Origin of the sequence: Pseudomonas sp. 9AZ, from assembly GCF_902506525.1 — a bacterium.
In the GTDB taxonomy this organism is placed as follows: domain Bacteria; phylum Pseudomonadota; class Gammaproteobacteria; order Pseudomonadales; family Pseudomonadaceae; genus Aquipseudomonas; species Aquipseudomonas peli.
Genome location: NZ_LR733840.1, coordinates 1831660 through 1853773 on the forward strand (window position 1 = coordinate 1831660; position 22114 = coordinate 1853773).

Below are 22114 nucleotides of genomic sequence, written 5' to 3' on the forward strand. Positions count from 1 at the left end.
ACTAGTTAAAATCCCGATCAGCCAGAAAGGCCAAGATCTGCTGCCATTCAGCGCGACAGCCGTAGGTCATCGGCCGGCGTAGCACGCGGCATTTCAACCGATGCCAACGCCCGCCCAACTGATTGCACCGGCAACCCGCCAACAGCCATTGTGGCTCGAACCCCTCCCACACCCCGGCGACGGCCCAGTGGTTAAGCCAGACCTGCGGTGCAACCTCATACGCGTAGATCTGCTGCAATTCATCCAGGCTCAAACCACTGGCGCGCAGCCGGGTGGCGATAGATCGGAGCGCCGACTCATCCAGCTCAGTGTCCAGCCACAGCTCGGAGAGCGCCAGCCAGGCATCCTCACGGCAGCTCATCGGGCTTAATCGCGCTGCAACAAAAAATGCATAACCCGCGCGGCGCTGTCGGTCGGGTGCTCCTGCATAAAGCAGTGTCCGCCGGGTACCACATGGGCGCTGACATGGGCGTTACTGGCGCACCAACGTGCCACCGATTTAGCGACAAAGGGGTAGCTGCGCTCGCCATAAAGAACCTGCGTCGGCGTCGTCACCTTGGCCAGTGACGGCCACAGGCGCTTGGGCATGGAGCTGAAAATATCGGCTTCGCGACTTGGCCGGCAACGCAGCTCGGCGCCCTTGTCGCTGTCTTTCAAGGCATGCTGGATATACGCGGCAAACGCTTCTTCGGTCCAGCCACGGAACATCCCACGACCATGCAACGCGTCATACGCAGCGGCGCGATCTGGCCAGCTGCTGCGGCGCTTGAGCGCCTTGCTGGCCAACGTGGTGCGCCGGCTCAGGCCCACAACATCGGACAGCGCCATAACGCCGATCATCGCTGGGCTGAACAGCACCGGATCAAGCAACACCGCACGCTGAAACAGTTGCGGTTGCTGGGCCAGGATCAGGCTGGTCAACACCCCGCCAAAGCTGTGGCCCAAGGCATAAGCCGGCGCATCGCCAAACCGCTCACGCCCGGCGTTAAAAGCTTCTACTGCCAGTTCGGCGCTGCGGTTCCAACCGTGGAAGCGGCCACCGTGATCACTCTCACCGTGGCCCTGTACATCGCATAACCACAGGTCGAAATCCTCGGCCAACAGCGCCAGCAATGGTGTGTAGACCCGCCCGCAGTAGCCGTTGCCATGCAGAAAATGCAGCACGGGCTTGCCCGAAGGCGGTGAATGCCAACCGCGCAAGGTAAAGCCGGCGCTGCTGTCGTGTGACCAGGGGTGGAGATGCATGAGCGTGCCTTGCGTGATCGTATTCAGGTGGGGATTATCCGCATCGCCAGAGGACTCGTCAGTTCTATCTGACTCCGGCATCCTGGCCGCAGACCTATCAGGGAGGACGTCAGGGTGTTTGTTTTACTGGAATCCAGTCATGCAGGCTTTATCGAGCACTTGCAAGAACAACTCAGCAGCGCCGGCATCGACTGCCATGTACTGGACATGGGACGTGCCGCAGACGGCGAACTGCACTTTGCTATTCGCCTGCCGCTTTACAGCCAGATGAGCCACGCTCGGCACCTGCTGTACCGCGACAGGCTATTTGCCCTGCGCATCGACCCTGCGTTCCGCCAAGAGTGGCATGCACTGCGCGAAGCACCCAAACAGCAAGTGTTGCAGTGGGTCAGCTCACCCCTGGCTTTGCGTATCAGCGCCGTGGCTGTGCTGATTCTGCTGTTCGGCAGCCTGGCCGAAATGCTCTGGCGCTAATGCACAGGACGCGAACCCGGCCTGCAACGCCGACACCTCCTGCGCCTCGCTGAAAATCAGCTCCAGCCGCGAGTCCTTGCGCCATTCGCTGTTTTGCCAATGCAGGGCATCACTGTTGAGGGCGTTGGCGGACAGCCAGCCGGCGTTGGTGTGTAGCACCAGCTTGGCGCGGCGCCAGGGCAAGCTGCTCAGCCACTCTTGTACACGCATCAGCTCGAACTGCTGGCTGGGGTGCCAGCGCCAACCGATGCTCCAGCCTTCGGCCTGCTGCTGCACCTGGCAGATCGGCTCGCTTGAGCTGCGCCACAGTTGCGGCAATGGCGCCGCAGCCGTGGGCAGGTTATCCGGCGTAGCTTCGCTATCGGCCTGGGCGCTAAAGCCGGGCAGCGCTGCGAGCGGCAAGGAACCCTGACTGGTCCAGTAAATCGGGCGAGCGGGCAGTTGCACCTGGATGCGCGCCTTGGTGGCTTCATCTAGGTCTTCGGCCTTGTTCAACAGCAGCAGCCCGGCACGGCTAAGCGTCGCCTGCTGGCTCTCCGGCAGCGCTTCACCCGCAGCAAGGGCCTGAGCGTCCAGCACCAGCAGCGGTGCCTGCACCGCCAAAACCCCAGCCCAGGGCATTTCACGCAGTTGCTCAAGCAGTACCAGAGGATGGCCGAGGCCGGACGGTTCGATCAGTAGGCGATGCGGTTTGGCTTGGCGCAACAGCCGGCCGAGGCCAACCTGAAACGGCACGCCGTTAACGCAGCACAGGCAACCGCCCGCCACTTCGCCTAGGGCCACGCCATCGTCGTCGGTGGTCAGCAGCGCGGCATCCAAACCAACCAGGCCGAATTCATTGATCAGCACCGCCCAACGTTCGTGCGCCGGACGCTGCGCCAGCAGATTACGGATCAGGCTGGTCTTGCCAGCGCCGAGCGGCCCGGCAATTACGTGAGTAGGGATATTGTTCAGCATGGTCGGCGCTTGCCACTGTCTATCGAGAAGAAGAGTCCTGCTGCGGCCATTCTAGCGGTGTAGAGCATCGTTAGAGCGGGCCTACGCAGACTGATTAAAAACAGCATGCTAGAGTCGCCGGCATATTTTCAGAGGGTCAATGGATGCGCGTTTTTCTGCTGCTGAGCCTGTTCACACTGTCCGGCTTGGCCTGGGGTGAAGCCTGTGTGGTGCATAGCCAGGCCGAGCGCCTGGATGTGAAGGTCTGCCAGCAGAACCGTAGCATCCCGCCCAACCTGTTCCGCACCGGTTTCTGTCAGCCGCAGCTGCAGGGCCAGAAGGTCGAGGTGGAGTTTGTCGAGCAGTGCCCGATGGGCTCCTTCGGTGTATGCCGCAACTCAACGGTGGGCGGCACGCCCTATAAGCAGGATGTGCATTATTACGGCGTTGCTAGCGACGCCACCTACCTCAAGCCCTTCTGCGAGCAGCAGAGCAAGGGCGTGTGGATGGCGCGCTAGCCGTCATCAAAGCGTAATCCTCTCTATGTTCTAGTGGCCTTGGGTACCTCACCCCTGCATACCGGGTCACGCGCCGGTGTGCCTTTCTGGTGCTTAAGGCTACTTTCCCCGCAGCCTATTTTTTTGTCTGAAATTTAAGCCAGCCAGTCCAGGGTCAAGAGCAATCGACGCTCACCGGCCGGTGGTTGCGGCGAGCGGTGGATCAAGCCGCCGCCCTCGTTGCCTATCCATTTCTCACCCTTGGCCAGCAGCACATGGCCGGTCTCGGCGCGCTCGATCAACGCGGCATCGCTGGGTTCGGCGGCCGGGTCGCCGAGGCGACGACGCGCCATTACGCCCTCCTGCAGCCACTCACTGCCAACCCCGGCGTAGCTGGTAATCAGCCGTACCGGCACATGATCAACGTGAAAGCGCGGACACATGGCCTTGTCGAGAATGCGCAGACGCAGGCCGATGCGTTTGGCGTCGAACAGGCAGGCAAAGGCGCCGACCAACCAACTCAGATCCTGCAGAAAGGCCGCCTGACCCGGTAGATCGCTGTAACCATCGACCAGGCCATTGAGGTTCGGCGTGCTCTCCGGGCTGGCCAACTCGAGCACGATGGATTGCCCCAGCGGCTCACCCCGGGCCAGCAAGGCGCTGGCAAAATCGCTGATCTGCGCCGGCAACTGGCGCTGCCAGACGGCCAGATTGACCTCCTCACGCAGCACCTCGCCGAGCACGTCGATCTGCTCGCTGCTGACCTGCTGCAACGGCTGCCTCAGAACAGCTGCAAGCATCAGGCAGCCTCCTCATGCCAGGGGCCAAACGGGTCGGGCAGCGCCTGCCAGGCGTCCACGCCGAGGGCCATTTCCGCATCGGTCAGCAGGCAGGCATCCAGCTCGGCGGTCAGCTGGGCGAAGTCGATGTTCTGGCCGATAAACACCAGTTCCTGGCGGCAGTCGCCGGTCTGCGTTTGCCAGTTTTTCATAATCGCCTGCAGGCCTTCCTCATCCTGCGGCCACTGACTTTTCGGCACGAAGCGCCACCAGCGCCCGGCAAAACCGTGGCGCATCAAACCGCCAGCCTGGGACCAGCTGCCGGCCTCCTGGTACTTGCTCGCCAGCCAGAAGAAGCCCTTGCTGCGCAGCAAGCGGCCATTGGTCCATTCGCGGTTGATGAAATTGAAGAAGCGCTCTGGATGCAGCGGCTTGCGCGCCCGGTAAGCCGTGGAAGCAATGCCGTATTCCTCGGTTTCCGGGACGTGTTCGCCGCGCAGCTCCTTGAGCCAGCCGGGTGCCTGGGCGGCGCGCTCGAAGTCGAAACGGCCGGTGTTGAGGATCTTCTCCAGCGGCACCGCGCCCATGGCCATCGGCACGATTTCGGCGTGGGTATTAAGGCCCTTGAGGATGGCCATCAGCTCTTCACGCTCGTGGCTGCTGATCAGGTCGATCTTGCTCACCAGCAGCACATCGGCGAATTCCACCTGCTCGATCAGCAGGTCGGTGATCGAACGCTCGTCCTCCTCACCGAGGGTTTCGCCACGGCTGGCCAGACTTTCTGCTTCGTGGAAATCGCGCAGAAAGTTCACCCCGTCGACCACCGTCACCATGCAGTCCAGGCGCGCCACATCGGCCAGGCTCTGGCCGTCTTCACCGCGGAAGGTAAAGGTTTCCGCCACCGGCAGCGGTTCGCTGATCCCGGTGGATTCGATCAGTAAGTAATCGAAACGCCCATCGCGGGCCAGGCGGCCGACTTCTTCCAGCAGGTCTTCGCGCAGGGTGCAGCAAATGCAGCCGTTGCTCATTTCCACGAGTTTTTCTTCGGCACGGTTCAGGCTTACATCGCGCTGAACTTCGCTGCCATCGATGTTGATCTCGCTCATATCGTTGACGATCACCGCCACTTTCAAACCCTGGCGGTTTTTCAGAATGGCGTTGAGCAAGGTGCTTTTACCGGCACCGAGAAAGCCGGACAGCACGGTTACGGGAAGGCGATTGGTCATGGTTTCAGGCTCCATCAGAATTCTGCGTGGCGCAGGTGTTTTTCGCGTTGTTCCTGACGCTCTTTGGCTTCGATACACAGGCTGGCGGTAGGCCGTAGCAACAGGCGCTTGAGACCGATTGGCTCGCCGGTCTCCACGCACCAGCCGTATTCACCACGGGCCAGCCGCTCAAGGGCTTCGTCGATTTTGTCGAGCAGCTTTTTTTCCCGCTCCAGCAAGCGCAGTTGCCACTGTCGCTGCTCCTCGGCGCTGCCGATATCGGCCGGGTCGCTGCTGGTTTCCCGTTCGCGCAGGGCCTCGAACTCCTCAGCGATGCGCGCCTGTAACTCGCTGCGCTGCTGCAACAGCAGTGCGCGAAAGAACTGCTGCTGGGCGTCGTTCATGTAGTCATCTGCCGGCTGGGCCAGCAGTTGTTCTTGGCTAATCAGGGTCGTGCTCATGATGCGAATTCACTGGTATGCGGCTTCAATTGTTATAACATAACATTTATCACCCGCCGCCACCTCGGATTTTCAGATGAATGCACTCACCCTGCCGGATATCGCCAGCCAGGCCAGCCACCATGCACAGCGCCTAGACTGGGTGGGCATGGGCGGCATTGCCCTGCCTGTGTTGCTGGCCGATCAACGCATCAATGCCCGCGCCAGCGCTGGCGTCAGCCTGGATGACGCCAGCGCCCGTGGCATTCATATGTCGCGGCTGTACCTGGCGCTGCATGCGTTGGAAGCACAACCCCTGACCCCGGCCGTGCTGCAACAGTTGCTCAACAATTTTTTGCACAGCCACGAAGGCCTGTCGCAAGAAGCCAGCGTGACCCTCAACGGCGATGCCTTATTGAGTCGTCCGGCGCTGGTCAGCCCGTTGTCCGGATGGAAGTCCTATCCCTTCGAAGTGCGTGCACGCCAGGATTCATGGGGGTTTCACGTGGAACTACAGGTGCAGGTGGCCTATTCCTCAACGTGCCCCTGCTCAGCCGCGCTGGCCCGCCAGTTGATTCAGCAGCAATTCGCTCACGACTTCGCCAACCAGCCGCTCAGCCATGAACAGGTGCTGGCATGGCTCGGTTCGCCTCAAGGCATCGTTGCCACCCCACACAGCCAGCGCAGCTACGCCACCTTGCAGGTGCGCTTGCACGCCGACAGCACAGCATTGCCGCTGGTGGAGCTGATCGACGCCGCTGAACAGGCCCTCGGCACCGCCGTACAGACGGCGGTAAAGCGCGCCGATGAGCAGGCCTTTGCCCTGGCCAACGGACAAAACCTGATGTTCTGCGAAGACGCTGCCCGACGCCTGCACAGCGCCCTGCGCGAACAACCGGCCTTCAGCGCCTTTCACCTACGCGTGGTGCACGCGGAAAGTCTGCACGCCCACGATGCGGTTGCCGTCAGCCGTTGGAACTGGAGCCCGGCATGATCCACTGCCACAACCTGCAATGGGGTCCTGCGGGTCACCCGCTGACCCCGCCGCTTAATCTGCACCTGGCCCGTGCCAGCCTGACCGGGGTGATCGGCAGCAACGGCTGTGGCAAAAGCAGCCTGCTCAAGGTCATCGCGGGCATCGTTCAGCCCTTGCGCGGGCAGGTCGAACTGGCCGTGCCGCGCCTGGGTGGCGTGGCCTATCTGGTGCAGCAGCAGGCGCTGGACCGGCAATTCCCGATCACCCTGCAGGAGCTGGTCAGCGCCGGGTTGTGGCGCAACCGCCTAGGTCGCCCGCAACGTCAGGCGCGCTTAGAGCAGGCATTGGCCGACTGGGGGCTGAGCGAGCTGCACCAGCACAGCCTGCAAGCGTTGTCCGGCGGTGAATTGCAGCGCGCCCTGCTCGCCCGCCTGAGCCTGACCGATGCGCAGGTGCTGTTGCTCGACGAACCCGAAGCGGCGCTGGATGAACACGGTCTAACTCTGCTCTGGCAGCACATCGCCCGCTGGCAGGCAGAGGGCCGCACACAGATTGTCGTCAGCCATTCCCTCAGTCACATGAGTCAGCACTTGGACAACGCCCTGCTGGTGTCGCGCAGCGGCTGCATCTTCGCGCCGATTCGCGAGCTGATGGGCCAACACTCGCCGCTGGAGCACGTGGCGTGAGCCTGGAACTGCTGTGGACGCCCTTCGTCGAGTTCGCCTTTATGCGCCGCGCGTTACTGGGCGGCGTGGCGCTGGCGATCAGTGCCGCACCACTGGGGGTGTTTCTGGTGTTGCGGCGCTTGAGCCTGATGGGCGATGCGATTGCCCACGGCATCTTGCCTGGCGCGGCAGTGGGCTTCTGGCTGTTTGGCCTGAGCCTGCCAGCGTTGACGATTGGCGGGCTGGTCGCTGGCCTTGGCATGGCCGGAATCGCCGCTTGGGTGACGCGGCGCACCGGCCTGCGTGAAGACGCCAGCCTGGCCGCCATTTACCCGATTTCGCTGGCCAGCGGCGTGTTGCTGCTGGGTCTGGCCGGGAACAAGCTCGACCTGCTGCACCTGCTGTTCGGCTCGGTGTTGGCCGTGGACCCGCCCACCCTGAACGGCATGTTGCTGGTGTCCATCGGCAGCCTGTTGCTGCTCGCCCTGATTTACCGCTGGCTGCTGATGGACAGCCTCGACCCGCTGTTTCTCGGCGGGGTCAGCCGCTTCGGGCCGCTGGCCTACGGGCTATTTCTGGGTTTGGTGGTGCTCAATTTAGTGGTCGGTTTTCAGGCCATCGGCGCGCTGATGGTGGTCGGGCTGATGATGTTGCCAGCTGCCGCCGCACGTTTCTGGAGCCGCCGCCTGCCGCGCATGTTGCTGCTCGCCGCACTCACCGGCGCGGTCTGCGTCTGGCTTGGGCTGCTGCTCTCCTACTACGCCAACCTGCCGAGCGGCCCGTGCATCGTGCTGCTCGCTGGCCTGGCCTACATCTGTTCCGTACTGCTCGGGCCGCTAAATGGCCTGCTGCGCCGCCAACTCCGTTTATCGCCTGCTCATTGAGGAACCACCATGCGCATCCTGATTGCCCTGCTAACCCTAAGCCTTAGCCTTTGCGCCAACGCCGAGGACAAACTCAAGGTTGTTACCAGCTTCAGCATTTTGGCCGACATTACCCAGCAAATTGCCGGAGATAAGCTAGAGCTTCGCAATCTTGTCGGTGCCGATGCCGACGCTCACATCTACCAACCCAGCGCCGAAGACGCCAAAGCGGTGTTCGCCGCCGACCTGATTATCGCCAACGGCATGGGCTTCGAGCCGTGGCTAGCGCGCCTAATCGACAGCAGCGAAGCGCCTGGCACACGCATTGATGCCAGCGCCGGAGTGCTGCCGCTGATGCTCGATGAGGACGGTCAGCAGGTGGCCGACCCGCATGCCTGGCAGAACCTGGCCAATGCCGAAATTTACGTGCAGAACATCGCCAAGGCGCTGGTCCAGGCCGACCCGAACAACGCCGCGCATTACAACGCCGGGCGCGATGCCTACCTGACGCAGATCCGCAGCCTGCTAGCAGAAGCCAAGACCGGGTTGGGCCAGTTGCCCCCGGCGCAGCGCACCATCATCACCAGCCATGACGCCTTCGCTTACCTGGGCCAGGCCTACGGCCTGAAATTTATCGCGCCGCTGGGCCTGAGCACGGCCGACGAAGCGTCCGCCGCCGAGGTCGCCGCGCTGATCCGGCAGATTCGCGCCGACGGGGTAAAGGCCGTGTTTGTCGAGAATATCCGCGACCCACGCCTGATCCAGCAGATCGCCAACGAAGCTGGAGCCAAGGTCGGCGGCACGCTGTACTCGGATGCCCTGGCCAGCGCAGGGCCGGCCAGCACCTACCTGGGCATGTTCAAGTACAACCTCGACACCCTGCTGGCTGCGCTCAAACCATGAACCTATGGCTTGAACTGGAGCAAGCCGGGCTGGGCGACAGCCGCCCACTGGCCGAGGCCCTGGACGCCATCCCCTGGAATGCCGACGGCCTGATCGCCGCCATCGCCCAGCAGCACGACAGCGGCGAGGTGCTGATGCTGGCCTGGATGAACCGCACAGCGCTGGCGGAAACCCTCGCCAGCGGCCAGGTCTGCTACTGGTCGCGCTCACGCCAGCAGTTGTGGCGCAAAGGCGAGACCAGCGGCCACCGCCAACATTTGCGGGAGGCACGCCTGGATTGCGACGGCGACGCCCTTTTGCTGCTGGTCGAGCAGCAGGGCCCGGCCTGTCATACCGGGCGACCCAACTGCTTCTACAACGCCATCCGCGACAAGCGGGTATGCGTCATCAGCGTGGCGCAATGAAGCGTCTGCTGCTGAGCCTGGTACGGCTTTATCAGTACCTGATCAGTCCATTACTGGGGCCGCGTTGCCGCTTCCATCCCAGTTGCTCGCACTACGCCATCGAGGCCCTTGAGCGTCACGGCGCGCGGCGCGGCAGCTGGCTGGCCGTGCGTCGCCTGGGCCGCTGCCACCCCTGGCATCCGGGCGGCTACGACCCGGTCCCACTGCCCCATACACACTGCCCGCGAGAGCATCACCATGACTGACCTGCTGATCCGCAACGCGCGCCTGGTCAACGAAGGCCGTGAGTTTGAGGCCGACCTGTTGGTGCGCCACGGCCGCATCGAAACCATCGCCAGCAGCCTGACCGGCGTGAATGCCAAGGTTGAGATCGACGCCGCCGGACAGTTTCTGCTGCCGGGGATGATCGACGATCAGGTGCACTTCCGTGATCCCGGTGCGCCGCACAAGGGCAGCTTCGCCACGGAATCGCGGGCGGCAGTGGCCGGCGGCATCACCAGCGTCATGGACATGCCCAACACCAACCCGCCGACCCTTAACCTGGAGGCGTTGGAAGCCAAAGAGCGGCGCGCCGCCAACTGCTCGAAAACCAACTTCGGTTTCCACTTTGGCGTCAGCCAGGACAACCTCGACATCGTCGCAGCGCTCGAACCCAAACGCGTGGCAGCGGTGAAAGTGTTTATGGGGGCCAGCACCGGCAACATGCTGGTCGATGACCTGCCCTCGCTGGAACGGCTGTTCCGCGATTGCCCGACCATCCTCCTCACCCACTGCGAACACACGCCGCGCATCCGCGAACGCGAACAGCAATGGCAGGCACAGTACGGCGAGCAGATTCCCGCCGAGCAGCATCCGCTAATCCGCGATGCCGAGGCCTGCTACCAGTCCTCCAGCCTCGCCGTCAGCCTGGCCCGCCGCTATGGCACCCAACTGCATGTGCTGCATATCACCACTGCCCGCGAGCTGAGCCTGTTCCAGCCAGGCCCTCTGGCCGGCAAGCAGATCACCGCCGAGGTCTGCGCGCACCACCTGTACTTCGATGACCGCGACTACGCGGCGCTCGGCCACCTGATCAAATGCAACCCGGCGATCAAGACCCAGGCCGACCGCGATGCCCTGCGCCAGGCCCTGCTGTGCGGGCGGCTGGACATCATCGGCACCGACCACGCGCCGCACACCCTGGAGGAGAAGCAGCGCCCCTACCTGCAGGCCCCGTCCGGCCTGCCGCTGGTACAGCACGCCCTGCCCGCCCTACTGGAACTGGTGGCCGACGGCCTGCTGCCCCTGACCACCTTGGTCGAGAAAACCAGCCATGCCATAGCACAGCGCTTTGCCATCGAGCAACGCGGCTACCTTCGCGAAGGCTACTGGGCCGACCTGATACTGATCGAACGCCTGGCCGAACCGCGCCCGGTCGAAGCCGACCCGGTGCTCGCCCACTGCGGCTGGACGCCCTTCCAGGGTCGCGCCTTCCGCCATGCCGTACGCAGCACCATCGTCTCTGGCCAACTGGCCTGGCACAACGGGCAGGTGCATGACGAGTGCGAGGGCTTGCCGCTGCGCTATAGACGCGGCTGACCTCGCCTATCCTTTACCCGTGATTAGAGAACCGATATGCCCAGCATCACCCTGCCCGACGGCAGCCAGCGTCAGTATGCCCAACCGCTATGCGTGGCCGACGTCGCCGCCGATATCGGCCCCGGCCTGGCTAAAGCCGCCTTGGCTGGCCGCCTCGATGGCCGCCTGGTGGACACCAGCGCCCTGATCGACCACGACGCCCAGCTCAGCCTGATCACCGCCCGCGACAGCGAAGGTCTCGAGCTGCTGCGCCACTCCTGCGCGCACCTGCTGGCCATGGCCGTAAAGCAGCTGTACCCGAGTGCCCAGGTGACCATCGGCCCGGTGATCGAAGACGGCTTTTTTTACGACTTTGCCTTCGCGCGGCCCTTTACCCCCGACGATCTCGAACGCATCGAAGCGCGCATGTTGGAGCTGGCCGCTGCCGATCTGCCGGTCAGCCGCCGCGAGCTGCCACGTGATGAAGCCATCGCCCATTTCGCGGCCCAGGGTGAGCACTACAAGGCCGAGCTGATCCGCGACGTTCCTGCCGGCGAGATGCTGTCGCTGTACCGCCAGGGCGACTTCGAAGACCTCTGCCGCGGCCCGCATATTCCGCGCACCGGCCATCTGCAGGCGTTCAAGCTGACCAAGGTGGCCGGTGCCTACTGGCGTGGCGACGCCAAGAACGTCGCGCTGCAACGCATCTACGGCACCTGCTGGGGGACGCCGAAAGAACTCAAGGCCTACCTCACCCGCCTGGAAGAAGCCGGCAAACGCGACCACCGCAAGCTCGGCGCCCAGCTCGACCTGTTCCACTTCGACGACTGCGCCCCCGGCTCGGTGTTCTGGCACCCCAAGGGCTGGACGCTTTTCCAACAGCTGATCAACTACATGCGCCAGCAGCAGGACGCCGCCGGTTATGTCGAGGTCAACACCCCCGACGTGATGGACCGCAGCCTGTGGGAAACCTCCGGGCACTGGTTCAACTACCGCGAGGCCATGTTCACCACCAGCACCGAAGACGAACGCGTGTTCGCCCTCAAACCAATGAACTGCCCCGGCGCGGTGGCGCTCTACGCCCGTGGCCTGAAGAGCTACCGCGACCTGCCGCTGCGCATGGCCGAATTCGGCAAGGTGCACCGCTACGAACCCTCCGGCGCGCTGCACGGCCTGCTGCGCGTGCGTCACTTCACCCAGGACGATGCGCACATCTTCTGCACCGCAGCGCAGATGGAGCAGGAATGCGCCGACACCATCGCCCTGGTGTTCGCCATCTACCGTGACTTCGGTTTCAACGAAGTGGCGGTCAAGCTCTCCACCCGCCCGACCAACCGCATCGGCAGCGACGCCACCTGGGATCAGCTGGAAGTCGCGCTATCCGGCGCACTGCAGCACATGGGCATCGACTATCAGCTCAACCCCGGTGAAGGCGCGTTCTACGGGCCCAAGCTGGAGTTCGTGCTGCGCGACGCCATCGGCCGCGACTGGCAGTGCGGCACCCTGCAGGTGGACCTCAACCTGCCGGAGCGCTTCGACATCAGCTACGTCAACGAACAGGGCGAACGCGAACGCCCGGTGATGCTGCACCGCGCCCTGTTCGGCTCGCTGGAACGCTTCACCGGCATTCTCATCGAGCACTACAGCGGCCTGTTCCCGCTGTGGCTGGCCCCGCAGCAGGCCGTGGTGCTAACCATTTCCGAAGGGCAGAACGACTACGCCCGCCAGGTGCTCGCCACCCTCAAACGCGCCGGCCTGCGCGCGGCGGCGGACCTGCGCAACGAGAAGATCGGCTACAAAATCCGCGAAGCCACCCTGCAGAAAGTGCCCTACCTGCTGGTCATCGGCGAGCAGGAAAAAGCCGAAGGCCGCGTCACCCTGCGCAGCCGCGCTGGCGACAACCTTGGCAGTCTGCCGTTGGCTGAGCTGGTCGAACGCTTGCGCAACGAGGCGCGCATGCCCGGTCAGGACGCGACAGACTAAACACATGCTGGTCGGCAGGTTGCTGGCGGTGCACCGTTTAGCAACCTGCATAAACCCGTTGGCCAGGCGTTATCCTGCACGGCAACCGCAGACCACCAAGGAACCCCATGAGCCTGACCAAGCGCGAGCAAAGCCGAATCGAACGGACGCTGGCCGCAACCCTCACCGATGCCTGCGAAGCCGCCAAGGCCGAGATTGTCGGCTTCGAATGGCTAACCCATGACGTCGACTACCAGCGTTTCCCGGCCAGCCTGCGGGTGATCTGGGTGTTCGCCAGCCAGGCGGAACAGGACGCCGCCATCGCCAAGGGCCAGGAGCGCCTGATGCAAGAACTGACCGCTGCTGCCTTGCAGGCCGCCGACATTGCACTCGAAAACCCGGCCGTCCAGGTCCGCCTCGACAATGAACAACAGTGCCTGAGGGTCGACGGCGGCAACTGGCAACAACGCCTGACGCGCCAACGTTCGAGCAAGCACTAAGGCATGGCTAAGGAGATTGAGAACCCCTGTATTTCCGTCTGCCAGTTGAGCGGTGACCTGTGTCTGAGCTGCGGGCGCAGCAAGGCTGAGATCAAGCAATGGAAACGCATGAAGCGCCCGGAAAAGATGGCCGCCGTGCAGCGCGCCAGCCAACGCCTGAAAAGTCTGAACAAGAATAAATCCTGAAAGCTCCAACCCGGACGCAACCCATCCACTTGAGCAATACGCCGCTGCACGCCGACAATGCTTAGCACTCATAGCGACAGACGCGCCGAATGCCCAGCCCCTCCATGATCCATCTGCGGCCCTACCAACCTCACGACCTGCCCGCCATCGTCGCGCTGTTTCAGGCCTCGGTCAGCCAGTTGACTGCGCAGCATTACGACGCAGCGCAGCGACAGGCCTGGTCTCCCGAGGTTGCAGACCTATCGGTCTGGCAAACACGTTTGATGTCACTTAATTTACTTATCGCCGAAGATGGCAGCTCAATGGCCGGATTTATCGGATTTAGCCTGGATGGGCATATCGACCTGCTGTACTGCGCACCCGCTTGTGCCCGCCAGGGTGTGGCCAGCGCCTTGTATGCCGCTGCCGAGCAACGCTTGCGCGCGGCGGGGGTGCGCGAGCTGTTTACCGAAGCCAGCCTAGTGGCCCAGGCATTTTTTGCCGGTCAGGGATTTTCTGTGCAGCAGGCACAGACGGTGACGCGCGGCACTGTTAACTTGCCGCGCATGCTGATGTGCAAAACCCTGGAGCTGCGATGAACACCCTGACGATTATCGTGCTAACCGCCGTGGTGCTGGCCGCCTGCGCCCTGGCACTGTGGAGCTGGTACAACCAGCGCAAACTGGAAAAACTCGATGAACGGATCAACCGGCAGAGCGAGCTGATCGCACAACTCGACAGCGTGCTGGAAAACCCGCAGCTCAGTGAAGCCGAGCAGTTGGCGAAAAGCGAAGCCTTGCTGGCCAAGCTGCAGGAAACTCGAAAGCCTTAGTGCTGCTGAGGTCATGATGTGTGGGGGGGCTTTCGGCTTGGGCATCCTGCTTCGCGCTACCTCCTGCATCCATGCAGTCGTAGCCGCGATCAACGTTAGTCGCGGCTCAAGCCCCTCCCACAGAAGCTTCCTACCAACCGCCGCCTCCCCCACCACCGCCGCCACCACCTGACGAACCACCGCCGGATGAACCGCCCCCACCTGACGAGCTGCTCGACGGGGGCGATGAAGCCAGTGCCGTGGCGCTGCTAAGGCCGGCAGCCAAAGCGGCGCTCATGGCCAGCGGTGTGCTGAATGAACTGCGGCTGTGGTACCAGTCCGGTTGATAGTCACGCTGCGCCGGGTCGATCAGGCCATTGGCCAACGCCGTGCTGAAGCGCGCGCTCCACTTGTCCTCCACACCCAGGGCCATGGCGTAGGGCAGGTGTTTCTCGTACAGCGCAATGCTCATCGCCGGGGCATTGCCGGCAAGGGCCAGTGCGTCGCTTTCCGCCAGTTGCAGGTAGTCGCGGTAGCCTTCCAGCTGATCGAGCAAACGCCGCCCTTCAACCGATGGCGCCGGCAGCAGGTAATAGAACAGCACCACCACCAGCACATACACGCAGAGCAGCAGCAAGGCCGGCACCGACGCCGCATCACTGAGCATCCACAAGCCAATCGGCACTGGCCAGACAAACATCAACCCCGCCAGACCCAGACCGATCTGCTTGCCCAAACTGGGCTGATTCCAGGCCATGTACAGCACAAACAGCGACGGCACACCAAAGCCCAGGGTGAACACCACGCCGGCCAGGCCGACAGCCACATCGTCCGCGTTACGCGCGCCGGTCAGCACCATTACCAAGCAGCCAACCAGCGCCCAGATCAGGCCCCAGGTCCAGATGCCACGGTTATTGCTGAACCAGGCCTTGCCCTGGGTTTGCAGCTGGGTTTTCAGCCCAGCCACGGCATCGGCCAGGCGCGGCTCGTAGTCGCTGCCAATCTCCAGGGCGATGCCTTCCTTATTGGCGGGAAACAGGCGCTTGCGCAGGTCGCGATCACCCTCACTGAAGTCATCCCGCTCACCCGTGCCACGGGCCAGGGTAAAACCGCCGCCGCGCGGCTTGTCTTCAAGATGCAGGTGCTTGCGGATGGCCATATCGGTGAGCCACACACTGAACGCCCGCGCATCCTGATAAGCCCCTTTGAAACCGCGATGCCAGAGGTAGCCGGCCTGCACCGCGCTCATGCCTTCCGGTGCTTCGAAAAGTGGAATGATCAGACCTTTTTCGGGGTCACGGCCGACTCGATCCCAGGCACGCAGATAAAAAATCACTAAGCCGACCAGCAGCAGCGCGCCCAGGCACAGGCCAAGGTTATCCAGCAGCACCGAGCCCAGGCGCTGCGTTACACCCGGCCGCTCCACCAGACCGGCTGGCCAATCCACGGCGACCGTCAGGCCGTGGTAGGCCGGCAAGGCTTGGGTGGTGGTCAGGCGCAGATAATCGTCGCGCTGTTCGAGCACCTCATAGGCCTTGCCCTGATCACCGCTGGCCCCGGTATAGGCGGCCACATCCCCCATCCGCGCACCCGGCGGCAGCTTGACCTCGACCGAGGCCTGGAGAATCGGAAAGACCCACTGATTACCGGTGACGTTCCAGTACAGCTCATCGGTATTGAGGTGGTGCAACAGCTGGCGCTCAACCCGGTAACGCAGTTCGTACTGATAGCGCCCCGGCTGCAGCAGCTGGTTGGCCGAGCCTAGGTAATAGCGCACCCAGGTGCCGTTCTGCTCGACCCGCGCCCGCTCCGCCTGACCATCGCGGCTCACCGCAAGCAAGGTGATCGGGCTGCTCTGTAACAGGCCGAAGGGCAAGCTGTAGCTGACCGGCAGATCGCGGTAGATGCCGCGCTTGATCTGCTCACCCTCGGCCTGCACGGTGATCCGCTCGGTCACCAGCAGGTTGCCGTCCGCCTGCACCTGCAGGGTCACGGCAAAGTCTTCAATCACCTCGGCCGCAGCAGTCCATAGCGGCAGCAGGCACAGGCTCAACAGGGCAAAACGCAGCACTCGCAGCATGTCAAAACTCCATTTTTGGCGACTGGGCGTCACGCGGGTCATCCAGGCTGAAGTACTCCGCCTGGGTAAAGGCAAAAGGCCGCGCCACTAGGTTGCTCGGTACAGATTCCACCAGCACATTCAACTCGCGCACCGCGCCGTTGTAATAACGCCGGGCCATCTGGATATGGTTCTCGACCTCGGTGATGGTGCGTTGCAGGTCGAGAAATTGACCATCCGCCTTGAGCGCCGGGTAATCCTCGACCAGGGCAAACAGCTGACGCAGCTGAGTACCCAGATGCGCCTCCACCGGCGCCCGCTCGCCCAGCGGCGAATCGGCCAGCTGCACCGCGCGCATACGCTCCTGCACCAGCGCCTGCAGGGTGCCCTGCTCGTAGCTCATGTACTGGCGCACGCACTCGACCAGTGCCGGAATCAGGCTGGCGCGGCGCTTGAGTTGCACATCAATGCCACTCCACGCTTCAGCCACCCGCGCGCGGTTGAACACCAGGCGGTTGTAGTAATAAATCGCCAAACCAGCGAACGCCACCAGCAGCGCCAGCACCACCCAGAATCCTGCCCCTTGCATAACCACTCCTTGATAAAAGCCCGCTGAACGCCTGCGCTACCTGTTCGCCCCTCACACCCTAGCTGGCTTCGACTGCGCCTGCCGCCACACCCGGTAACGCCAGCAGGGCGGACAGCACCCAGCAATCGCCGTATCCTTGAGTGCCAGCCACTGCGAGGCACCCCATGCAGATCGAGTTACTGGAAATCCGCGATCACCTGCAGCGCTTCCCGCCCTTCGATGCGTTGCCCGATGACAACCTCGACGCCATTGCCCGGCAGGTTGAGGTGGCCTACTTCAAGGCCGGCACAGACATCCTGCTGTATGGCGCTGCGATTCACGAACTGCACTATGTACGCAGCGGCGCGGTGGAAATCTACCGACGCAACGGCGAGCTGTACAACCGCCTGAGCGAGGGCGATATCTTCGGCCAAGCCGGCCTGCTGCGCAGCAACAAAGTGCGCTTTCCGGCGCGGGCGATTGAAGACAGCCTGATCTACTTCATCCCCGCCACTGTGTTTGCCCAGCTGTGCGAAGAGCACGACGGCTTTGCCGAATTCGTCGAAGCCGAAGGCCAATCGCGACTCAAGTCGGCGGTGGAAAGCCAGGGCCAGGCCAGCGAGCTGATCCAGATAAAAGTACGCAAGCTGATCTCGCGCAAACCAGTCACCGCCAGCCCGCACACCTCAGTGCAACAGGCCGCCCAGCTGATGACCGAGCAGAGCGTATCCTCACTGGTGATCGTCGACGACAGCGCGCCCGCTGCCGGCATGGTGGGCATCCTCACGGACCGCGACCTGCGCACCCGCGTGCTCGCCATGGGGCTGGACAGCACAACGCACGTCAGTGAGGTGATGTCGCCTAATCCCATCACAATTCAAGCCGATGACAGCGTGTTCGATGCCATGTTGTCCATGCTGCGCCACAACATCCACTACCTGCCGGTGGTGCAGCGGCGCCAGCCCATCGGCATCATCAATCTCAGCGACATCATCCGCTACGAGTCGCAAAGCAGCCTGTACCTGGTCAACTCGATCTTCAACCAGCCCGATGTCACCGGCCTGCAGAGCCTGCTGCCGGACCTGCGCGCTACCTTTATACGCATGGTCAACGACCGCGCCACCGCGCACATGGTCGGCAGCGCCATGGCCGGCATTGGCCGCGCCTTTACCCAGCGCCTGCTGGAACTGGCCGAGCAGACACTCGGCCCGCCGCCGGTGCCCTACTGCTTTATGGTCGCCGGCTCCATGGCCCGCGACGAACAGTTGCTGGTGACGGATCAGGACAACGCCCTGGTGCTCGACGACAGCTTTGACCCCGCGCTGCACGACGCCTACTTCGCCGCCCTTGCCCAGTTTGTCAGCGACGGCCTGGCCGCCTGCGGCTACAGCTACTGCAAGGGCGGCATCATGGCCAGCAACGCCCAGTGGCGGCAGCCGCTGAGTGTCTGGCGCGATTACTTCCAGCAATGGATCGACAATCCCAAGCCGCAAACCCTGCTGCACAGCTGCATCTTCTTCGACCTCGACGGCGTGTATGGCGAGGTCGAACTGGTGGAAAACCTCAAAGACCTGCTCGCGCAGAAAGCCAGCTGCAACCCGGCCTTCCTCGCCGCCCTGGCGCGCAACGCCCTCAACCGCACGCCGCCGCTGGGCTTCTTCCGCACCTTTGTGATGGAAACCGACGGCCAGCAGAAACACATCATCAACCTCAAAGGCCGTGGCACCGCGCCGCTCACCGACCTGATCCGCGTGCACGCCCTGGCCTGCGGCAGCAAGGCGCAGAACTCCCTGGAACGCCTCGACGCCATCGGCAAAACCAAGCTGCTGCAACCCGAAGCCCTCGGCCAATTGCGCTACGCCCTGGAATTTCTCAGCCTGGTGCGCGTGCGCCACCAGGCCATGGCGGCGGCCGAAGGCGCGCAGCCAAACAACTACATCGAGCCGGAAAAAGTCTCCGCCAGTGACCGCCACAACCTCAAGGAAGCCTTTCAGGTACTCAGCAACGCGCAGAAATTCCTGCGCTTTCGCTACCCCGCGCAACCGAGCAACAAACGGTGACAGCGCCTGCTACAGCGCTGGACTGGGCCGCGCAGTTTGCCGAACTCGCCGCCAGCGCCCGCGACCCGCGCCTGCAAAGCTTCTACCAGGCCGGCTGCGTAACCGCCGACACCCCTCTGGAGCAGGTGCCGCTGTTGGCCCTGGACGTGGAAACCACCGGCCTGGACGCCAACCAGCACGCCATCGTCAGCCTCGGCCTGCTGCCCTTTACCCTGCAACGCATCCGCTGCGGTGCGGCGCGCTACTGGGTGGTCAAACCGGCCAGCGAGTTGAGTGGCGAATCGGTGACCTTTCACCACATCACCCACTCCGACATCCGCCACGCGCCGCGCCTGGGGCAGATTCTCGACGAGCTGCTGACCGCCATGGCCGGCAAGGTGATGGTGGTGCACTACCGCAACATCGAGCGCAGCTTCCTCGACCAAGCGCTGCGCCAGCAGGTGGGTGAGGGTTTGCAGTTCCCGGTGATCGACACCATGCAGCTGGAGGCACGCCTGTACCCCAAACGCCAACCCGGCTGGCTGGACCGTTTGTTGGGCCGCCAGCCGGTGTCGATCCGTTTGGCCGATAGCCGCCTGCGTTACAACCTGCCGATGTACCAGGCGCACCATGCGCTGACCGATGCACTGGCCACCGCCGAGCTGCTGCAGGCGCAGGTGGCGACGCGCTATGCGTTGGATACGCCGGTGGGGGAATTGTGGAGTTGAGGCAGTGACTCAGAAACGACTTGGGCGGCGCACACCACCACGATTGATTTATAAGCCGTACACACCCTGCAAATAAACGCGCCCGCATTGACTAATTCGAGAAACCGGGATGAATAGTTTCGACTGGCACAGCGACACGATTACGGCAGAAACACCGGTCACTACGACCTATCGCAATACGCAAAATGTTCGCCGGTTTTTGACGCAAGCTTGCGGCCCTAGCTTCCAATTTAATCGCGCGTTTATGGCGTGGATAAAAGATGGGGCGCCCAAAACAATGGGCGACGTGGCGGCAGAATGGCTGCGGCGTCAGCAGCAGTAGCGAAGGGACAAACAGCACAGGTGTCCGACGCCACGCCCCCCAAACGCCGGGCATAAAAAAGCGCGCCCGAAGGCGCGCTCATGTACGGCTCAACAGCAAGGGTCAGCGCGGTTCGCTCATCAGGCCTTTGACGATGGAAATACAGCCCACCAGCAGCACGATGGTAAACGGCAATCCCGTCGACACCGCCATGGCCTGCAGGGCCACCAGGCCGCCGCCAAGCAGCAGGGCGATGGCGATAACGCCCTCGATGCTGGCCCAGAAAATCCGCTGCGGGGTCGGTGCATTGACCTTGCCGCCGGCGGTGATGGTGTCGATCACCAGCGAGCCGGAGTCCGACGAGGTGATAAAGAACACCACCACCAGGACGATGCCGATCAGCGAGGTGATGCTGGTCAGCGGCATCTCACCAAGCATGCTGAACAGCTTCAGCTCCAGGCCGGCCTCCTGCGCGCCGGTAAAACCATCAACCAGCAACTGATTGATCGCGGTGCCGCCGAACGCGGTCATCCACAGCACCGAGACCAGGGACGGCACCAGCAAGACAGCAACCAGGAACTCGCGCACGGTACGGCCACGGCTGACGCGGGCGATAAACATGCCCACGAACGGCGACCAGCTGATCCACCACGCCCAGTAGAAGGCCGTCCAGCCCTGGCTGAAGTTGGCGTCTTCCCGGCCAATCGGGTTGGCCAGCGCGGGCAGGTATTGCAGGTAGGCCAGAAGGTTGTCGAAGAAGCCGGTGAGAATCGCCAGGGTCGGCCCGGCGATAATCACAAACAGCAGCAGGGCCATGGCCAGGCCCATATTCAGCTCGGAGAGGCGCTTAACACCCTTGTCCAACCCCGCAACCACCGAAACCAGGGCGATGATGGTGACGACGATAATCAGCAGCACCTTGCTGGTGTCGGTGGCACTGATCCCGAACAGGTATTCGACGCCTGCTGCGGCCTGTTCTGCGCCCAAACCGAGGGAGGTGACCAGACCAAACAGGGTGGCGAACACCGCGAGGATGTCGATCACATGGCCCGGCCAACCCCACACCCGCTCACCAAGAATCGGGTAGAAGATCGAGCGAATCGACAGCGGCAGGCCCTTGTTGAAGGAGAACAGCGCCAGCGACAGGGCGACAATGGCGTAGATGGCCCAAGGGTGCAGGCCCCAGTGGAAGATGGTTGCGGCCATGCCCAGGCGCACGGCCTCTTCGGCATTACCGGCCGCGCCGCCCAACGGCGCCCAGTCGGTGCGCACACCATCTGCGCCAACGCTGATACCGCCCATGGCCGCACTGAAGTGCGACATCGGCTCAGAGACGCCATAGAACATCAGGCCAATACCCATACCGGCGGCAAACAGCATGGAGAACCAGCCGAGGTAGGTGTAATCCGGTTTTGCGTCCATGCCGCCGAGGCGCACTTTGCCCAGAGGGGAAACGATCAGGCCGAGGCAGAGCAGCACAAAGATGTTCGCGGAGCCAATAAAGAACCAGGCCATGTGGTGGGTGAGCCAGTCGCGCAGGGCGCTGAACAGCGGCTCGACCTGGGTTTGCAGGGCCAGGGTCAGCACCACGAACAGCACGGCGACAACTGCCGAGATGGTGAAGACCTTGCCGTGGATGTCCAGGTTGAACAGGAACTTGCCTTTGATGTTGTCCTGACCGATCACGTAATCGGTGTCGATCAGATTGGCGTCGCCGGTGGGTGCCGGGATGCCGTCCAGAGTTGCCGCTTCTGGTTGCGGGGTCGTGTCAGACGAAGGGTTTTGACCCATGGGGGACTCCTTTGACGTGTGGCACGCTTTACGCGCACGAGGACGGGATTGCCCTACTCGTACAGCCACCAAGCCGGCGGCTGCGGGGTACAGGGTAACAGCCATGGCACATTCGTGCAGGCGCAAGGCCAGTATTGGCGGCCATTACGGCCCGTCATGCGGCGGTTATTTGGTCTTTTGAGTCAGATTTTCTCCGCACATTGCCTCCCGCTGGGCGAGGCAATTAGCTATGGTTGGCCTATGGCC

General features: G+C 63.1%; 26 protein-coding genes. 17 read left to right on the forward strand and 9 right to left on the reverse strand.

Annotated elements, in window-relative coordinates:
• Nucleotide 1: 1 nt before the first annotated feature.
• Both ALTER154_RS08510 and ALTER154_RS08515 read right to left on the reverse strand, forming a co-directional pair.
• Nucleotides 2-361 carry a hypothetical protein gene (locus ALTER154_RS08510; RefSeq protein ID WP_160086216.1) on the reverse strand — a complete coding sequence of 120 codons (360 nt, stop codon included), beginning with the start codon at nucleotides 359-361 and terminating at the stop codon, nucleotides 2-4.
• Between the two features lie 5 nt (nucleotides 362-366).
• Nucleotides 367-1245, reverse strand: a complete 879-nt coding sequence (locus ALTER154_RS08515; protein WP_160086218.1) for an alpha/beta fold hydrolase — start codon at nucleotides 1243-1245, stop codon at nucleotides 367-369.
• Nucleotides 1246-1359: 114 nt separating this feature from the next.
• Here ALTER154_RS08515 and ALTER154_RS08520 point away from each other — a divergent pair, with 114 nt between their 5' ends.
• Nucleotides 1360-1719 carry a hypothetical protein gene (locus ALTER154_RS08520; protein ID WP_160086220.1) on the forward strand — a complete coding sequence of 120 codons (360 nt, stop codon included), beginning with the start codon at nucleotides 1360-1362 and terminating at the stop codon, nucleotides 1717-1719.
• On the opposite strand, the gene ALTER154_RS08525 is transcribed toward ALTER154_RS08520, so the two are convergent.
• Nucleotides 1639-2676, reverse strand: a complete 1038-nt coding sequence (locus ALTER154_RS08525; RefSeq protein WP_160086222.1) for a GTP-binding protein — start codon at nucleotides 2674-2676, stop codon at nucleotides 1639-1641. The two genes, ALTER154_RS08520 and ALTER154_RS08525, sit on opposite strands and share 81 nt — an antisense overlap.
• 143 nt (nucleotides 2677-2819) lie before the next feature.
• On the opposite strand from ALTER154_RS08525, the gene ALTER154_RS08530 reads away from it, so the two are divergent.
• Nucleotides 2820-3173: an NADH:ubiquinone oxidoreductase gene (locus ALTER154_RS08530; protein WP_090250956.1), complete on the forward strand. Its 354-nt coding sequence runs from the start codon at nucleotides 2820-2822 to the stop codon at nucleotides 3171-3173.
• 134 nt (nucleotides 3174-3307) lie between these two features.
• Here ALTER154_RS08530 and ALTER154_RS08535 read toward each other — a convergent pair whose 3' ends face one another.
• From ALTER154_RS08535 to dksA, 3 genes are read right to left on the reverse strand one after another with little or no spacing between them, the layout of a single operon-like run.
• Nucleotides 3308-3952 carry a DUF1826 domain-containing protein gene (locus ALTER154_RS08535; RefSeq protein WP_160086224.1) on the reverse strand — a complete coding sequence of 215 codons (645 nt, stop codon included), beginning with the start codon at nucleotides 3950-3952 and terminating at the stop codon, nucleotides 3308-3310.
• Nucleotides 3952-5157, reverse strand: a complete 1206-nt coding sequence (gene zigA, locus ALTER154_RS08540) for a zinc metallochaperone GTPase ZigA (RefSeq protein WP_160086226.1) — start codon at nucleotides 5155-5157, stop codon at nucleotides 3952-3954. Before zigA ends, ALTER154_RS08535 begins: the two co-directional genes overlap by 1 nt.
• A 14-nt stretch (nucleotides 5158-5171) precedes the next feature.
• Nucleotides 5172-5597: an RNA polymerase-binding protein DksA gene (gene dksA, locus ALTER154_RS08545; RefSeq protein ID WP_372239921.1), complete on the reverse strand. Its 426-nt coding sequence runs from the start codon at nucleotides 5595-5597 to the stop codon at nucleotides 5172-5174.
• 76 nt (nucleotides 5598-5673) lie between these two features.
• Between dksA and folE2 the strand changes: the two genes are divergently transcribed.
• The 12 genes from folE2 to ALTER154_RS08605 all read left to right on the forward strand — a co-directional run bounded on the left by folE2 (nucleotide 5674) and on the right by ALTER154_RS08605 (nucleotide 14403).
• Nucleotides 5674-6570, forward strand: coding sequence for a GTP cyclohydrolase FolE2 (gene folE2 / locus ALTER154_RS08550; protein WP_160086228.1), 897 nt, complete (start codon nucleotides 5674-5676; stop codon nucleotides 6568-6570).
• On the forward strand, nucleotides 6567-7238 hold the full coding sequence (locus ALTER154_RS08555) for a metal ABC transporter ATP-binding protein (RefSeq protein WP_160086230.1): 672 nt from the start codon (nucleotides 6567-6569) through the stop codon (nucleotides 7236-7238). The genes folE2 and ALTER154_RS08555 overlap by 4 nt, the downstream gene beginning before the upstream one ends.
• A gap of 41 nt (nucleotides 7239-7279) precedes the next feature.
• On the forward strand, nucleotides 7280-8101 hold the full coding sequence (locus tag ALTER154_RS08560; protein WP_160090072.1) for a metal ABC transporter permease: 822 nt from the start codon (nucleotides 7280-7282) through the stop codon (nucleotides 8099-8101).
• Nucleotides 8102-8110: 9 nt separating this feature from the next.
• Nucleotides 8111-8983 carry a metal ABC transporter substrate-binding protein gene (locus ALTER154_RS08565; protein WP_160086232.1) on the forward strand — a complete coding sequence of 291 codons (873 nt, stop codon included), beginning with the start codon at nucleotides 8111-8113 and terminating at the stop codon, nucleotides 8981-8983.
• Nucleotides 8980-9387: a phosphoribosyl-AMP cyclohydrolase gene (hisI, locus tag ALTER154_RS08570; RefSeq protein ID WP_160086234.1), complete on the forward strand. Its 408-nt coding sequence runs from the start codon at nucleotides 8980-8982 to the stop codon at nucleotides 9385-9387. The genes ALTER154_RS08565 and hisI overlap by 4 nt, the downstream gene beginning before the upstream one ends.
• Nucleotides 9384-9632 (forward strand): membrane protein insertion efficiency factor YidD, encoded by a 249-nt coding sequence (yidD, locus tag ALTER154_RS08575; RefSeq protein WP_218585079.1) that lies wholly within the window; start codon nucleotides 9384-9386, stop codon nucleotides 9630-9632. Before hisI ends, yidD begins: the two co-directional genes overlap by 4 nt.
• The gene (locus ALTER154_RS08580) at nucleotides 9625-10965 is read left to right on the forward strand and encodes a dihydroorotase (RefSeq protein ID WP_160086238.1); all 1341 of its coding nucleotides are present in this window, start codon (nucleotides 9625-9627) and stop codon (nucleotides 10963-10965) included. Before yidD ends, ALTER154_RS08580 begins: the two co-directional genes overlap by 8 nt.
• 36 nt (nucleotides 10966-11001) lie before the next feature.
• Nucleotides 11002-12927, forward strand: a complete 1926-nt coding sequence (gene thrS / locus ALTER154_RS08585; protein ID WP_160086240.1) for a threonine--tRNA ligase — start codon at nucleotides 11002-11004, stop codon at nucleotides 12925-12927.
• Between the two features lie 107 nt (nucleotides 12928-13034).
• Nucleotides 13035-13406, forward strand: coding sequence for a hypothetical protein (locus tag ALTER154_RS08590; RefSeq protein WP_160086242.1), 372 nt, complete (start codon nucleotides 13035-13037; stop codon nucleotides 13404-13406).
• Nucleotides 13407-13409: 3 nt separating this feature from the next.
• Entirely contained in the window at nucleotides 13410-13592 is a 183-nt protein-coding gene (locus ALTER154_RS08595) for a DUF1289 domain-containing protein (RefSeq protein ID WP_160086244.1), read from the forward strand.
• Between the two features lie 89 nt (nucleotides 13593-13681).
• Nucleotides 13682-14170 (forward strand): GNAT family N-acetyltransferase, encoded by a 489-nt coding sequence (locus ALTER154_RS08600; protein ID WP_218585080.1) that lies wholly within the window; start codon nucleotides 13682-13684, stop codon nucleotides 14168-14170.
• Nucleotides 14167-14403, forward strand: a complete 237-nt coding sequence (locus ALTER154_RS08605; protein WP_160086246.1) for a hypothetical protein — start codon at nucleotides 14167-14169, stop codon at nucleotides 14401-14403. Before ALTER154_RS08600 ends, ALTER154_RS08605 begins: the two co-directional genes overlap by 4 nt.
• Nucleotides 14404-14533: 130 nt before the next feature.
• On the opposite strand, the gene ALTER154_RS08610 is transcribed toward ALTER154_RS08605, so the two are convergent.
• Nucleotides 14534-16462, reverse strand: a complete 1929-nt coding sequence (locus tag ALTER154_RS08610) for a DUF2207 domain-containing protein (protein WP_160086248.1) — start codon at nucleotides 16460-16462, stop codon at nucleotides 14534-14536.
• A 1-nt stretch (nucleotide 16463) separates the two neighbouring features.
• Nucleotides 16464-17030 (reverse strand): LemA family protein, encoded by a 567-nt coding sequence (locus ALTER154_RS08615; RefSeq protein WP_160086250.1) that lies wholly within the window; start codon nucleotides 17028-17030, stop codon nucleotides 16464-16466.
• Nucleotides 17031-17194: 164 nt separating this feature from the next.
• Between ALTER154_RS08615 and ALTER154_RS08620 the strand changes: the two genes are divergently transcribed.
• The 3 genes from ALTER154_RS08620 to ALTER154_RS08630 all read left to right on the forward strand — a co-directional run bounded on the left by ALTER154_RS08620 (nucleotide 17195) and on the right by ALTER154_RS08630 (nucleotide 20098).
• Complete coding sequence (locus tag ALTER154_RS08620; RefSeq protein ID WP_160086252.1) at nucleotides 17195-19069, forward strand: DUF294 nucleotidyltransferase-like domain-containing protein; 1875 nt, start codon at nucleotides 17195-17197, stop codon at nucleotides 19067-19069.
• Nucleotides 19066-19776 (forward strand): 3'-5' exonuclease, encoded by a 711-nt coding sequence (locus ALTER154_RS08625; protein WP_160086254.1) that lies wholly within the window; start codon nucleotides 19066-19068, stop codon nucleotides 19774-19776. Before ALTER154_RS08620 ends, ALTER154_RS08625 begins: the two co-directional genes overlap by 4 nt.
• A gap of 109 nt (nucleotides 19777-19885) precedes the next feature.
• Entirely contained in the window at nucleotides 19886-20098 is a 213-nt protein-coding gene (locus ALTER154_RS08630) for a DUF6434 domain-containing protein (protein WP_160086256.1), read from the forward strand.
• A 102-nt stretch (nucleotides 20099-20200) separates the two neighbouring features.
• On the opposite strand, the gene ALTER154_RS08635 is transcribed toward ALTER154_RS08630, so the two are convergent.
• Nucleotides 20201-21868, reverse strand: a complete 1668-nt coding sequence (locus tag ALTER154_RS08635; RefSeq protein ID WP_090250981.1) for a BCCT family transporter — start codon at nucleotides 21866-21868, stop codon at nucleotides 20201-20203.
• Between the last annotated feature and the right edge of the window lie 246 nt (nucleotides 21869-22114).

Coding starts and splice junctions, on each gene's coding strand:
- hisI (WP_160086234.1), top strand. CDS start 8,980: ATGAACCTATGGCTTGAACTGGAGCAAGCCGGGCTGGGCGACAGCCGC.
- ALTER154_RS08560 (WP_160090072.1), top strand. CDS start 7,280: ATGCGCCGCGCGTTACTGGGCGGCGTGGCGCTGGCGATCAGTGCCGCA.
- ALTER154_RS08605 (WP_160086246.1), top strand. CDS start 14,167: ATGAACACCCTGACGATTATCGTGCTAACCGCCGTGGTGCTGGCCGCC.
- ALTER154_RS08515 (WP_160086218.1), bottom strand. CDS start 1,245: ATGCATCTCCACCCCTGGTCACACGACAGCAGCGCCGGCTTTACCTTG.
- folE2 (WP_160086228.1), top strand. CDS start 5,674: ATGAATGCACTCACCCTGCCGGATATCGCCAGCCAGGCCAGCCACCAT.
- ALTER154_RS08615 (WP_160086250.1), bottom strand. CDS start 17,030: ATGCAAGGGGCAGGATTCTGGGTGGTGCTGGCGCTGCTGGTGGCGTTC.
- ALTER154_RS08600 (WP_218585080.1), top strand. CDS start 13,682: ATGCCCAGCCCCTCCATGATCCATCTGCGGCCCTACCAACCTCACGAC.
- thrS (WP_160086240.1), top strand. CDS start 11,002: ATGCCCAGCATCACCCTGCCCGACGGCAGCCAGCGTCAGTATGCCCAA.
- ALTER154_RS08590 (WP_160086242.1), top strand. CDS start 13,035: ATGAGCCTGACCAAGCGCGAGCAAAGCCGAATCGAACGGACGCTGGCC.
- ALTER154_RS08580 (WP_160086238.1), top strand. CDS start 9,625: ATGACTGACCTGCTGATCCGCAACGCGCGCCTGGTCAACGAAGGCCGT.
- ALTER154_RS08565 (WP_160086232.1), top strand. CDS start 8,111: ATGCGCATCCTGATTGCCCTGCTAACCCTAAGCCTTAGCCTTTGCGCC.
- dksA (WP_372239921.1), bottom strand. CDS start 5,597: ATGAGCACGACCCTGATTAGCCAAGAACAACTGCTGGCCCAGCCGGCA.
- yidD (WP_218585079.1), top strand. CDS start 9,384: ATGAAGCGTCTGCTGCTGAGCCTGGTACGGCTTTATCAGTACCTGATC.
- zigA (WP_160086226.1), bottom strand. CDS start 5,157: ATGACCAATCGCCTTCCCGTAACCGTGCTGTCCGGCTTTCTCGGTGCC.
- ALTER154_RS08620 (WP_160086252.1), top strand. CDS start 17,195: ATGCAGATCGAGTTACTGGAAATCCGCGATCACCTGCAGCGCTTCCCG.
- ALTER154_RS08510 (WP_160086216.1), bottom strand. CDS start 361: ATGAGCTGCCGTGAGGATGCCTGGCTGGCGCTCTCCGAGCTGTGGCTG.
- ALTER154_RS08535 (WP_160086224.1), bottom strand. CDS start 3,952: ATGCTTGCAGCTGTTCTGAGGCAGCCGTTGCAGCAGGTCAGCAGCGAG.
- ALTER154_RS08610 (WP_160086248.1), bottom strand. CDS start 16,462: ATGCTGCGAGTGCTGCGTTTTGCCCTGTTGAGCCTGTGCCTGCTGCCG.
- ALTER154_RS08530 (WP_090250956.1), top strand. CDS start 2,820: ATGCGCGTTTTTCTGCTGCTGAGCCTGTTCACACTGTCCGGCTTGGCC.
- ALTER154_RS08630 (WP_160086256.1), top strand. CDS start 19,886: ATGAATAGTTTCGACTGGCACAGCGACACGATTACGGCAGAAACACCG.
- ALTER154_RS08555 (WP_160086230.1), top strand. CDS start 6,567: ATGATCCACTGCCACAACCTGCAATGGGGTCCTGCGGGTCACCCGCTG.
- ALTER154_RS08595 (WP_160086244.1), top strand. CDS start 13,410: ATGGCTAAGGAGATTGAGAACCCCTGTATTTCCGTCTGCCAGTTGAGC.
- ALTER154_RS08525 (WP_160086222.1), bottom strand. CDS start 2,676: ATGCTGAACAATATCCCTACTCACGTAATTGCCGGGCCGCTCGGCGCT.
- ALTER154_RS08635 (WP_090250981.1), bottom strand. CDS start 21,868: ATGGGTCAAAACCCTTCGTCTGACACGACCCCGCAACCAGAAGCGGCA.